We start from the raw sequence: 13,023 nt of genomic DNA, 5'->3' as shown, positions 1-13,023 counted from the left end.
ATTTTCATTATTTATTCCTTGTCCACATCCTGCACAACCACTGTGATCCAATTCTGGTTGATAGTTAAAAGAATTTCTATTTGCTTTGCCTTCGCATGTTTTATAACATTTGTAACTAACTCTTTCATCATCCTGAAAATAACATGCTTAACAGGGACACTTATATGCGTTTCATCACATTGCTCCATATTGAGAACAATATTTACAATATGATTTTTCATCGTTTCTTTTACAAATGATATTGTTGTTTTCGCTAGACCTAAATCTTCAATCATGGAAGGATATATATCAGTGCATAAATCCCTGAGTTGATATAATATATCTTCACTATCATCAATTACATTTTTCACTAGTTTTTTATTGGCACTTTGTTTTTCTAATTCACGTAAATTTCTGATTATCCCCACTACATTTTGGATGATGTTATCATGTATCAACATCATTATTTTTTCTCTTTCCATTTCTTTAGCTATAATAATTAAGTTATCATTTATATCTATTGTATCAGTCTGGAAAACTGTCTTTTGAAATTTATTTCTTCGAGTCAGATTCCAATTATCCAATTTTTGATAAAACAAATACAAAGTACTAGTTAAAATAACACCAAAAAAAGCGATCATCCATTTGTTTTGTGTATTCACAAAAAGAAACAGATTGTAAGTTAGTATTACGGTCATAACAGAGTACATTCCTCTAAAAAATAAGATAGGAATACTTTGTGAAAAAGGGATGGAGCCGTTTAAGATTAAAATAAAAAAAGCAACAAGCAAATGTAAAGGAAAAAATAAAATCGTAATGATAAATGGAAAGATGTGTTGTCCCGCAAAAATATAAAATAAATAAAATGGTAGAAAGCTTATAAGTAAAGCTAATGCAAAAAGAACCGTTTGATATTTTTCTTTTTTTGATATATTACTCATTAAATGTACAAGCAAAATAAAAATACTGGTAAAAATCCCTACAGCGAATGGGATAAAGATAAAGGAATTAAGCCATTCTATTAAGAAGTACGGTAAGGAATAAACAATATGTATGCCCATGAAAATAGTTCCTATAATAGATAAACAGAAAAAAAGTGTTGGTATATATTTTATAATGGCAACCCTTTTATTGATTAAGAAACGAAAGGTAAAATGAATAATAAAGGTAGGAAGCCAAAGTAAGGTAAGATATAAACAAACCCTGCCAATAAATTGACCTTCACTCGAAGGAATTGCTACTAAAAAACCGATTCCATTCGTTAACGAGACAAGCGCCAAATAAAGAACTTGTTTTGAACCAGTCCATTTATAAAAAGTAAACAAGGCTATAAACATGGCAACAAGTGTGATGATTGTCATGAATAGATATTTGTATATGTTTTTACTATTTTCAGAAGAAAAAACAATATTTACTATTTTTCCATTGTCCTCTATCTTCATTTCTTGGGCTTTATTAATGACAAACCATTTTCTTACGCTGACTTGATCCCAAGGGTCTTGTTGATCAATCGAAATAATTTTTGCACCGATGGGAATTTTCAGCATTTCCGCTTCACTTCCTGGATAAACCTTATTGATCACCCATTTATGATGAATATCTTGCTTAAGCATTACCCCCACATAATTTGAATTTTTTATCCCCTGTAAAAAAACAAAAAAAATGCCAATGAATAAAAGAAAACAAAAAAGAACGATTTTATTTTTATGTATTAATACAAATCTCATTAAATCCCCCTTATTAGATAAAACTTTATTCCTATTGATTTTTCTATTATATCTGCTTTTGTTGAGAATTGTAATATTATTCCTTATTTTATATTCCAAAAAGTAAAAATATCAAATGCGGAATAACGCAATTTAACCTACGTAAAGCCCCGATGTTTTCAAGAACGTTTCCTTATATGTTTTATATAGGTTTTTAAATAAGGAGGATGATATATGACTATACTCATGTATAAAGATATTAATCAAATTCTTGGTGATGCAAAAAAACGATTCCTGAGTTATGGTTTTAGATTAGCAGAACATCATTTCCATAATGTTCATTTTAATTTAATTAATCATGAAGCAAGTGCATTGTGCAACATTTTTTATTCAGGAAAATGGTCACAAAAAGAAAACGCAGACCATCCCCATTTAACTACTTTAGATGGGTTTTTAATTGCTTTGCACATGAGTGAAAATTTTATCTGTAAACTTTTTAATTTCTCCAAACAGGATTTAGAAAAACTATGGATTTGTGGTGTACATATTAAATCTGGTGCTAATGCTACCAATCATTTAGATAAGATATCTATTCATTCTAAATACATGGGTACGACAAAAGCAAAGATTGAAAATTATTTTACTAGTACTTTTGAAACTAAAGTTAGTAATATGACTATTAAATTGGAGATTGGTCATCCCATAAAAGAGTTAACTGCCCGAAACAGTCTTTATCAAGAAAGCTTAGAAAACTATATTTCGTTTTGTTACGACCATTTATTAAAGTGCTTTGATCAACAAGTGGGATTGACTATTGTGGATTTAGATAATTTTGAAATCATTTCTAAAATAAAAATAATCACCCAAAAAGATTTAGATTCTAGTACATATAATGGTATGTCTTCTGGGTTCTTTCCTTGTTACACACTAGTAGATATATTTGTTTGTGCTTCTCAACAGATACAAGCATTATTTTACCAATTAGATCAAATTGATAGACAACATTCTAATAATTTGTGGATGCGAGAAATTAAACTTAAGTATGATTCTCCGTATAAAACGCTTAAGGATTTTTATCAACTTGTTTCTGTAAATAATATCAAACGCTTAAATTTAAGAGGAAGTGAGTGGAGAACAGGAACGTTTAGCGTTACATTACCCAATTTAAGCGGTTTTGAATTGAAAGTTAAAGTTGCACATCAACTTCCTAATAAAAAGGCTCTGTTAAACGATAATGTTGTTTATGGGAAGGAAATCTGCAAGACTCCTGTGGAAAAACGGGCTGACAAGACCCCTCAGTGAGGAACGGAGGTCACTGAAGAAGTGTTTTATTATATAAATTATAGGTAAAACCCTTATATTTAATAGGAGGAAAATGGTATAGAGAGTTTGAAAACGACCATCATGTTGGTTAGGAGAGGCGTCCACACGACTCCTGCGGGATTAGCGAGACAGGCGAGACCCCACAGGAGCAAAGCGACGAGGAGGCTCGGCGCTCGCCCCGCGAAAAGCGTGTGGTAAGCCTCGGAAAACCGAACGAAAACCTCGAAATGCTTGGATTTTCACTATCTATATTTCATAGCGTCCACTTTTTCAGTGACCTCGAGGAACGAGCGAGGAGGCTTGAAAGAATGTCCGCGGAAAGGGAGTGGATTCCCTGACCTTTTGAAAATCAACAATGGAATTTAACAGAGCCAATAAAAAAATAAAGGAAGGAATTTAATGATGAATCAACCTATAAAAGTAGCTATTTCAGGCTCCTATTCTTCTGGAAAAACTACTACAACAGAAGCTTTATCGGCATTAACTGGTATTAACAGATCTTATGCACGTACAATGAGAGAATTGCTCCCAGTTTATGCACCGGGTAAAGAATTAGAAGAATGTACTATATTTGAATTATATGAACTTGGAATACGTAGATTTGTTGAGCGAGCCATAAATGAAAATAATATAGTTGGTAGCTATGTTACTGATGGATCTTCCATTCATGAATATATTTATGGTCTTGCTAGATTAAAATATGATATTTATATGGGAAACAATTACATCAAAAAAGCTATATCAAGAATTGCAATTTTACCATATAAAAAAGTACTAAATGGTTTTATTGACAGCTTTGGTAATATAGTTAAAACCTATGCAAAAGATTACTATGATATATTCATTCATTTACCTATTGAATTCCCTTTAGTTAGAGACGGTCATCGACCTCAGAGTGAAACTTTTCGATCAATTTGCAATGATTTACTATTGGATACGATAAAAGAACTTGGCATCGATTATTTAGTAGTCCATGGATCTCTTGAGAATAGGCTTAAGCAGATAGTTGATAGGTTAAATTTAAAATGTATGATGAGTTATGAAGAGGCTATAAGCATAGCTACAGAAAGAACAAGACTCTCTTATAAGGTGGGTATATAATGAATAAATTCTTAGATAGATTAGGCGTTTTTTTGCAAAAATATCGTTTTTTTATGGCGATGTTATTTTTAATATTGATTGTTTCTGGGGGAATGTTCGGAACAAAAGTTACACCTCTATTAAGCGGGGGAGGATGGGATGTCGACAACTCCCAATCGCTAACCGCTAAACAAGCGACGAAAGAAGGTTTTACAGGGCGTGGAGAGACCTCACTTACACTCGTTGTTCAAGATAAACACAACAAAGTTGGTACGGAAGCTTACAATGATACACTAAAAAAGATTGTTCAACATTTAGAAAAAGAAGATGGGATCGAATCCATTTATACACTACTCGATGCACCGTCTGAAGCCCTTGCGAGTATGACAGGAAAAGATAAGCATACAAGCATTGGATTTGTTAGTTTGAAAACGAAAGAAGGTTATGCAATAAACAACCTTCCAGATATGGAACAGCGGCTTGATCATGCTGCAAACAAAGAACAGGCCAAAGCTTATTTGGTTGGGATTTCCGCTGTTTGGGGTGATACCACTGTTTATAGTCAAAAGGGATTAGCCTCAGTAGAAATATTTGTTATGCCGTTAATTTTTATCGTGCTGCTTTTTATTTTTAGAAGTGTTGTTTCAGCCCTGACATCTCTACTCGTAACAATGGCATCCGTAGTCATGAGTTTAGGCATCCTTTATTTTATCGCATCACATATGGAGTTATCGGCATTCGTGTCAAATGCGGTCACCATGCTTGGGATGGGAATAGGAATTGACTATACCTTATTTATGGTTAGTCGATTCAAAGACGAATTAAAGACAAAAGATAAGCTTTTAGCTATAAAAACTACTTTGAAAACAGCAGGTAGAACCGTTTTCTTTTCAGGTTTAACAGTTATTGCTTCAATGTCATCACTATTTCTTGTAAACTTGTCGGCCATTCAATCTATTGCAATAGGTTCAATTGTTGTTGTTGCGATGTCCATTATCACAAATCTTTTATTAATGCCAGTTATTTTGTATCTTCTTGGAAATAACATTAATCGTTTAACACTTCCTTGGTTTAAAGAGAAATCTCAACCTGAAACAACGGGTTGGTACCGCTTCACGAAAGGAGTTATGAAGAAACCACTCTTTTTCTTGTTCGTTTCTCTTATACTAATCGCAATTTGTGCGTTTCCAGCTAAAAATTTAAAAACCTTCACCCCTGATGTAAGAATTTTGCCAAGTGAATCTTTAGTGAGACAAGGTTATCAGCTTATTGAAAAACAATTTGAACGCGGCGCAACCAATCCAATTAGTATTGTGATCCAAAGTAAATCAGGAAATATAGCTTCAGAAGAAAACCTAGAGTATATAAATAAATTAAACAAGAAAATTAGCCAGTCAAAAAATGTTGAAAATATTTATTCATTATTTACCGTATTAAACACGAATGATCCTGATCAAATAAAAACAATCTTAAGTAAGCAATATGAGCAATTACCGCAAACAGATCAGCTTGCTATTAAACGTTATTTAAATGATAAACAAAATACTATGGTGATTGATGTTAGTACTGGGACATATTCCGCTTCAGAAAAAAGTGCTCGGTTAGTAAAAGATATCCAAGATAACTATACAGATAAAGCCAATAAACCTAATGATTTAACCGTTTCTGTTGGTGGGCCAACATCTGAAGGGATTGATACGAATCGTGTCATTTCTGATGGTCTTATTCCTGCTATCGCCAGCATGCTAGTCATTGGCTATATCATTTTGTTCTTCACATTCAAAAGTGTATTTTTGCCACTTAAAGCCATTATGATGAACTTGCTGTCCATTGGAGCAACATATGGAATCCTTGTGTTCGTTTTTGCAGATGGTCATGGTGCATCATTGTTCCATGTTGATGCAAATGGCTATATACAGAATTTCGTTCCTATTCTACTTGTTTCTCTGTTATTTGGACTTAGTACAGATTATGAAGTATTACTTCTTAGCAACGTAAAAGAACTGTATGAAAAAACAGGGAACAATACAGATAGCGTGGCACTAGGGCTTAATAAAACAGGACCGCTGATTTCAGGTGCAGCACTATTAATGATTGCCGTTTTCGGTGGGTTTGCCTTCTCAAATATGCTTCCCATCCAAACACTTGGTTTTGGAATGGCCGTCGCCATCTTGGTAGATTCCACCATTATTCGATTTATCATGGTTCCAGCTTCAATGGCTTTACTTGGAAAACGGAACTGGTGGATGCCATTTAGAAAGAAAAGGGTTGTTGACGAACGTAAGGAATCATTAAATCAAATGGCAACAAAGTAAACTTTAATTGAACGTAAAGACAAAACAAGCGAGGTAAAGCAAGTGAACCAAACGCTTGTTTTGTTTTTTCCAAGAGAAACTTCCTCTATCAATAGGAATCGAGAATCTTATTGCCAAACCAAGCCCCATTCCTCCCGCCTTGCTTTGACGCGATTTATCGACTGAGAAAAAACGCTGAAAAAGGAAATCAAGATCGTGATCTGGAACACCTATCCCATTATCTTCGATGACAAAAAAGGCATACTCCCCTTTTATATACCCATTCATATCGATTTTTAGCTCTTCATTTGCACCGTACCTAACAGTATTACTGAATAAATTTACAAATACCCTTATGTTCTTTCTATTAATAAATTCAAGGAGGAATAAAATAAAAATGAAAAAACAAAGGACATGAGGCGGAGCAACAAAAAAAGGATTCCTTCCCCTTCGTGTCGAAATGAACTAAGGGAGCAAAGATACGCTGACTCCTTATACCTATCAAACGAGACAAAAAAACAAGTAATTCTGATTAACAGGAAGATTTATGTTTACTCCTTGTATAGTAACAATATCTTTCGGATTCAGTTTAAGTTACTGGAAGCGGAGGAAAAAATGAAAACGCAAAAACTATTCTCTGGCATGATATTAATCGGCTTTGGATTATATATTCTTTTAAAAGAATATCCAATTCCATCTCTTTCATCACTTTTTGTTTGGCCAACATTATTATTGATTGTCGGAATCGCTTTTTTATTTCAAGGATATTGGGGAAAAGATCACGGTTCGATTTTACCTGGTGTGGTGTTGACTGGTTTCGGACTTCATTTTCATTTAGTGAATAAACTTGCCATTTGGCCAGATCATACTGGCACATTCTTATTAATTATTGCATTAGGATTTATACTGCAACAACAAAAATCGGGACAAGGCATGATGAATGGACTATTATTTTTGTTGTTAGCCATCTTTTTATTATTTAACCAAGACATATTAAAATCACTAGGATTTTTAAAAATAAGTACAAATACAATGAATAAAATTATACCTATTCTTTTCCTGCTTCTAGGAGCGTATTATTTGCTTACAAGGAAGAAGTAACTATTTTTCATTACAGATGTAAGCAGCCACTAAAAATTTCTTTTTAGTGACTGCTTTTTCTTTTTTTGCTGCTCAAAGCTTTTCCTCTACTATATAAAAAAATGATGAGCACCGATTAAGTACTCACCATTAATTAAAACTTTATCTATTTTGATTCCTTATCAACCAAAACCGCTGGCGCTTATTTCGCCAAATACTGCAGCAGCGACCATACTTTATCTTTTCCTTCGCCTGTTTCAGAAGAGAAAAGAATCAAATAATCGTCTTCGCTTAAATCGAATGTTTCTTTTGTTACTTTTAAATGCTTCTGCCATTGTGACTTGGATATTTTATCCGCTTTTGTCGCGATAATGACACAAGGGATATTATAATGCTTTAAAAAATCATACATTAATATATCGTCTTTTGTTGGGGGATGGCGAAGATCAGTAATTAAAATAACCGCTCTCAGCTGATCTCTTGATGTGAAATACGTTTCAAGCATTTTCCCCCATGCTTCCCGTTCCTTTTTCGAAACTTTTGCGTATCCGTATCCAGGAACGTCTACAAAATGAAGCATTTCATTAATTAAATAAAAATTTAATGTTTGTGTTTTACCAGGCTTGGAGGAAATGCGAGCTAGCGCTTTTCTTCCAAGCATTTTATTAATAAACGAGGATTTCCCTACATTTGATCTACCTGCTAATGCAAATTCTGGTATATCTGCATCAGGATATTGGTTTGGCCTTACAGCACTAATAACTATTTCTGCACTATTTACTTTCAAGAATGTACACTTCCGTTCAGAGCATGTTTTAATACTTCGTCTACATGGGATACAAGAATAAATTCAAGATCCTCACGTATACTTTCTGGAATATCTTCCAAGTCTTTCTCATTGTCTTTTGGTAAAATAATGGTGGTTAAACCAGCACGATGGGCGCCCAATGATTTTTCCTTTAATCCACCAATCGGCAACACTCTACCTCTTAATGTTACTTCCCCTGTCATCCCGACTTCTTTTCTGATTGGCTTGCCAGAAAGAGCAGAAACAAGAGCAGTAACCATTGTAATTCCCGCAGAAGGACCATCTTTTGGTACAGCACCTTCTGGAACATGGATATGAATATCATTTTTTTCATGAAACTTTGGATCAATCCCAAGTTCCTCAGATTTAGAGCGGATATAACTGAATGCTGCTTGAGCGGACTCTTTCATTACATCGCCTAATTTACCTGTTAACACTAACTTCCCTTTTCCAGGTGCTAATGATACTTCTATCTGCAGCGTATCACCGCCGACCGTTGTATAAGCAAGACCTGTTGCCACTCCAACTTGATCTTCCTCTTCAGCCTTCCCAAATCTAAATTTCGGTTTGCCGAGAAACTCTTCTACATTTTTGCTTGTTAAAATAATTTTTTTCTTTTCACCAGATACGATTATTTTCGCTGTTTTCCGGCAAATGGTTGCTATTTGTCTTTCTAGACCACGTACGCCTGCTTCCCGCGTATATAAGCGGACAATTTGTTGAATTGCATCTTCTCTTATTTGAAGCTGACCTTTAGTTAAACCATGATCTTTAATTTGTTTTGCTAATAAATGGTCTTTTATGATGTGTATTTTTTCAAGCTCTGTATAGCCAGCGATCGAAATAATTTCCATCCTATCCCTTAGTGGAGCTGGAATCGTTGCTAAGTTATTCGCAGTTGCGATAAACATCACGTTTGAAAGATCATATGTTTCTTCAATATAATGATCGCTAAAGTTGTGATTTTGTTCTGGATCCAATACTTCCAGCATCGCTGCCGAAGGATCTCCGCGAAAATCGTTTGACATTTTATCAATTTCATCTAATAAAAATACCGGGTTGATTGTTCCAGCTTTTTTCATTCCTTGAATGATTCTGCCAGGCATTGCTCCTACATATGTTCTGCGATGTCCTCTTATTTCTGATTCATCCCGAACGCCCCCTAAAGAAATGCGCACAAAATGACGATTCAGAGATTTAGCAATAGAACGAGCTAAGCTTGTTTTCCCGACTCCCGGAGGTCCTGCTAAACATAAAATAGGTCCTTTTAAAGAATTGGTTAAGTTTTGCACCGCTAAATACTCTAACACTCTTTCTTTAACCTTTTCAAGTCCATGATGATCTTTATTTAAGATTTTTTCTGCTTTGACAATATTTAAATCATCTTCTGTCGCTTTTGACCAAGGCAATGCAATTAACCACTCAATATAATTGCGAATAACAGAGCTTTCAGCAGAAGTAGAAGGTATTTTTTCATATCGGTCCAGCTCTTTTAAAGCCGTTGTTTTTACATGTTCTGGCATACCGGCTGCTTCAATTTTTTCTGTGAGTGAACTTACTTCTCCACTCTTGCCGTCTTTATCGCCAAGTTCCTTTTGAATAGCTTTCATTTGTTCTCGCAAATAATATTCTTTTTGCGTTCTTTCCATTGATTTTTTTACACGCTGTCCTATTTTCTTTTCTAAATTTAGGACTTCTTTTTCATTGTGAATAATATCAATCACATAATTGATTCTTTTTTTATTTTCAAACGTTTCGAGAATATGTTGTTTTTCTTTTAATTTAATTGGTAAATGGGAAGCAATAATATCGGCCATTCTTCCTGGCTCTTCCATATCTGATACAGCAGAATATGTTTCATTTGATATTTTCTTTGAAATTTTTATGTATTGCTCAAAATATTGCAGCATCGTGCGCATTAATGCTTCATCTTCCACGTTCTTGGAAGTATCTTCTTCATATATTTGCAAGCTTGCAGCAAAATACCCATCTTCTTCTATTAATTCCTGAAATTCAGCTCTTTTAAGCCCTTCTACTAATACCCTTATCGTACCGTTTGGCAGCTTTAACATTTGTTTTACTTTTGTTAATGTACCTATTTTGTATAAATCCTCTTCAGAAGGATCATCCATATCCATATCTTTTTGCATGGTTAAAAAAATTAAATGGTCATCTACCATTGCTTTTTCAAGTGCCTGCACCGATTTATCACGGCCTACATCTAAATGTAGCACCATCGTTGGATAAACAAGCAAACCTCGAAGCGGCAGGAGGGGGACAATTGTATTCTTGATTTCCTCCATCACGTTGCACCTCCAGCTATAAAAAATTCCTTTACATTTCTAATACTTTGTACAATTCTATCTTATTTATGAAAAAGTGTCTATTAACTAGGGTTATAATGATGATATGCAGCATAATACTTTTTCTTTCTCAATATTAAATTCCTAGTATTTTTCCATATTCACTAAAAATAGAAGATAGTGTTAGTATCTTAACAAACTGCATTTAATATGTCATAAAAAAATATATTTCTAAAGGATATTCCTCTATTATAAATCAATTTTTATAGTTAGGAAAACTTTCCTATTCATTTTTCAAAATACTGAATAACACATTACTTAAAAAAGCTTTAATTTTCCCTATTGTGAGGAAAATTAAAGCTTTTTTACAAGGCTGATCAAGGCGCTTTCGCTTTGTCCAGCTACAGCTCCTAGCCCTTATGAATAATAAAACCCTTTTCCTCTGAAAGTAAATAACACTTTCTGAGGAAAATGAACATTTTTCTTCATTACATACTTTTTTTCTTTGTTATGTCTATTGTTGCTTGTATTGCTTCTTCTTTTAACGATTCTTTAATTAAAGCATGATCCAATACTTCTGTTATTGTCGTAACTGGAATGAGCGTAATTCCTTGGACTTCCTGCAGTACGGATTGCATATTTTCTTTTGGAATAATTACTTTTTGCACTCCTGCTTTTTTGGCAGCTTTCACTTTTGCAAGCACACCACCAACAGGCTTCACCTTACCATGTATACTTATTTCACCTGTCATAGCTACTTTACGATCAATTGGAAATTTATAAATGGCAGAATAAATTCCTGCTGCCATTGATATACCTGCAGATGGACCATCAATTGGTACACCACCCGGAAAGTTTACATGAATATCATATTGATCTGCCGGTACATTCATCGAACGAAGAACAGTAATTACATTTTCAATAGACCCTCTTGCCATACTTTTTCTTCTAATTGATTTTCCTTGTCCTCCGATGCTTTCTTCTTCTACAATGCCTGTAATATTAATAGAACCTTTCTCCTTAGCTGGAATAACGGTAACCTCTATTTCCAACAGCGCTCCGATATTCGTTCCATATACGGCTAAACCATTTACAGAGCCAACAGATGATTCTTTGTTAATTTTTCTTTCCATTCGCGGCACAAGCTGACTAGAATTAATAACCCACTCTAATTCTTCCTCTTTAATAAAGCTTCTGTCTTCACCTATAGCCAGTCCAGCAGAGATTTGAATAATATTAACAGCTTCTCTTCCATTTCTTGCATATTCAGCTAATATTTCCAATGAATGATCACTAATCGTCAGCTTGACTTTATCAGCAGCTTTTTGACCAATCTTCACTACTTCCTCTTTCGTTAATTCTCGAAAAAATACTTCCATACAGCGGGAACGAATAGCCGGCGGTATTTCATTAGGAGTTCTCGTTGTTGCCCCAATTAACCGAAAATCAGCAGGCAGACCATTTTTAAAAATATCATGAATATGGGAAGGTATTTGCGTATTTTCTTCATTGTAGTACGCACTTTCAAGAAATACTTTACGATCTTCCAACACTTTTAATAACTTATTCATTTGGGTCGGATGCAGCTCGCCTATCTCATCAATAAACAATACGCCTCCATGTGCATTCGTAACCGCGCCTTGCTTTGGCTGTGGTATCCCTGCTTGTCCCATCGCGCCAGCACCTTGATAAATCGGGTCATGAACCGAACCAATTAAAGGATCTGCTATTCCTCTTTCATCAAATCTTGCTGTCGTTGCATCCAACTCAACAAATACAGAGTTCATTCGAAAAGGAGACTTCTGAGCTTTTTTTGCTTCTTCTAACACAAGTCTAGCAGCTGCTGTTTTCCCTACTCCAGGTGGTCCGTATATAATCACATGTTGAGGGTTGGGACCGCAAAGCGCAGCCTTCAGAGATTTAATTCCATCTTCCTGGCCGACAATATCTGCAAAGCTAGTAGGACGAACCTTTTCCGATAAAGGCTCTGTTAACGAGATGGAGCGCATTTTTCGCAATTGATCCATTTCCTTTTTTGATTCGCGATCAATCGATACTTTTTGTGTTCGTTGACTTTTAAGTAAATTCCAAAAGTAAAGTCCAATTATTATGCCAAAAAATAATTGGACAAATAAAGCAATCTCCGTCCAACTCATCTTCATACCTCCTGAATAATATCATGCTGATAAATGGTAGTATCTCCTTCCATGAGTTGGAATAAACAAGTTTTCTTGCAAAAAATATGGAAGATTGCATTGATTCCCGTTTCATGCCGTGTAAAAATTCTAATAAAACACTTTTTCAGTGCCGTTCGTACCTCACTGTGGGGTCTTGTCAGTCCATTTTTCGGCAGGAGTCTCGTAGATTATCGTTTAACAGAGCCAAGAAAAAAAGAAGCGTTCTCTAATCATTTTTTTCACTTAAAGCCGAAATGCTTTGTACAGATAGAA

The 13,023-nt window shown here is 34.6% G+C and carries 9 protein-coding genes; 4 read left to right on the top strand and 5 right to left on the bottom strand.

All coding sequences use genetic code 11. The features are described 5' to 3' along the window. Window positions 1-11: 11 nt before the first annotated feature. Window positions 12-1,706 carry a sensor histidine kinase gene (locus ACTYA4_RS08655; RefSeq protein ID WP_443480710.1) on the bottom strand — a complete coding sequence of 565 codons (1,695 nt, stop codon included), beginning with the start codon at window positions 1,704-1,706 and terminating at the stop codon, window positions 12-14. 213 nt (window positions 1,707-1,919) lie between these two features. Between ACTYA4_RS08655 and ACTYA4_RS08650 the strand changes: the two genes are divergently transcribed. The 3 genes from ACTYA4_RS08650 to ACTYA4_RS08640 all read left to right on the top strand — a co-directional run bounded on the left by ACTYA4_RS08650 (window position 1,920) and on the right by ACTYA4_RS08640 (window position 6,403). Continuing rightward, window positions 1,920-2,987 (top strand): AvrD family protein, encoded by a 1,068-nt coding sequence (locus tag ACTYA4_RS08650; RefSeq protein ID WP_443480709.1) that lies wholly within the window; start codon window positions 1,920-1,922, stop codon window positions 2,985-2,987. Window positions 2,988-3,407: 420 nt separating this feature from the next. Continuing rightward, the gene (locus ACTYA4_RS08645) at window positions 3,408-4,109 is read left to right on the top strand and encodes an AAA family ATPase (RefSeq protein ID WP_443480708.1); all 702 of its coding nucleotides are present in this window, start codon (window positions 3,408-3,410) and stop codon (window positions 4,107-4,109) included. Further along, complete coding sequence (locus ACTYA4_RS08640; RefSeq protein WP_443480707.1) at window positions 4,109-6,403, top strand: MMPL family transporter; 2,295 nt, start codon at window positions 4,109-4,111, stop codon at window positions 6,401-6,403. Before ACTYA4_RS08645 ends, ACTYA4_RS08640 begins: the two co-directional genes overlap by 1 nt. A 3-nt stretch (window positions 6,404-6,406) precedes the next feature. On the opposite strand, the gene ACTYA4_RS08635 is transcribed toward ACTYA4_RS08640, so the two are convergent. Then, window positions 6,407-6,739, bottom strand: a complete 333-nt coding sequence (locus ACTYA4_RS08635; RefSeq protein ID WP_443480807.1) for an ATP-binding protein — start codon at window positions 6,737-6,739, stop codon at window positions 6,407-6,409. Window positions 6,740-6,997: 258 nt separating this feature from the next. Here ACTYA4_RS08635 and ACTYA4_RS08630 point away from each other — a divergent pair, with 258 nt between their 5' ends. After that, window positions 6,998-7,483 carry a LiaI-LiaF-like domain-containing protein gene (locus ACTYA4_RS08630; RefSeq protein WP_443480706.1) on the top strand — a complete coding sequence of 162 codons (486 nt, stop codon included), beginning with the start codon at window positions 6,998-7,000 and terminating at the stop codon, window positions 7,481-7,483. Between the two features lie 181 nt (window positions 7,484-7,664). Here the strand turns inward: ACTYA4_RS08630 and yihA are convergent, their stop codons facing one another. The 3 genes from yihA to lonB form a co-directional block, all read right to left on the bottom strand. Then, a complete protein-coding gene (yihA, locus tag ACTYA4_RS08625; protein WP_443480705.1) occupies window positions 7,665-8,249 on the bottom strand; it encodes a ribosome biogenesis GTP-binding protein YihA/YsxC in 585 nt (194 codons plus the stop codon). Further along, window positions 8,246-10,573 (bottom strand): endopeptidase La, encoded by a 2,328-nt coding sequence (lon, locus tag ACTYA4_RS08620; protein ID WP_443480704.1) that lies wholly within the window; start codon window positions 10,571-10,573, stop codon window positions 8,246-8,248. The genes yihA and lon overlap by 4 nt, the downstream gene beginning before the upstream one ends. Window positions 10,574-11,061: 488 nt before the next feature. Further along, window positions 11,062-12,729 (bottom strand): ATP-dependent protease LonB, encoded by a 1,668-nt coding sequence (lonB, locus tag ACTYA4_RS08615; RefSeq protein WP_443480703.1) that lies wholly within the window; start codon window positions 12,727-12,729, stop codon window positions 11,062-11,064. Window positions 12,730-13,023: the final 294 nt, after the last annotated feature.

The organism is Niallia yueguangensis (genome assembly GCF_052663115.1).
This window is presented reverse-complemented; position numbering and strand designations above follow the sequence as displayed.

Excerpts from the sequence above, each read along its gene's own strand:
- ACTYA4_RS08650 (WP_443480709.1), top strand. The coding sequence starts at position 1,920 with ATGACTATACTCATGTATAAAGATATTAATCAAATTCTTGGTGATGCA.
- ACTYA4_RS08655 (WP_443480710.1), bottom strand. The coding sequence starts at position 1,706 with ATGAGATTTGTATTAATACATAAAAATAAAATCGTTCTTTTTTGTTTT.
- ACTYA4_RS08630 (WP_443480706.1), top strand. The coding sequence starts at position 6,998 with ATGAAAACGCAAAAACTATTCTCTGGCATGATATTAATCGGCTTTGGA.
- ACTYA4_RS08645 (WP_443480708.1), top strand. The coding sequence starts at position 3,408 with ATGATGAATCAACCTATAAAAGTAGCTATTTCAGGCTCCTATTCTTCT.
- ACTYA4_RS08640 (WP_443480707.1), top strand. The coding sequence starts at position 4,109 with ATGAATAAATTCTTAGATAGATTAGGCGTTTTTTTGCAAAAATATCGT.
- lonB (WP_443480703.1), bottom strand. The coding sequence starts at position 12,729 with ATGAGTTGGACGGAGATTGCTTTATTTGTCCAATTATTTTTTGGCATA.
- lon (WP_443480704.1), bottom strand. The coding sequence starts at position 10,573 with ATGGAGGAAATCAAGAATACAATTGTCCCCCTCCTGCCGCTTCGAGGT.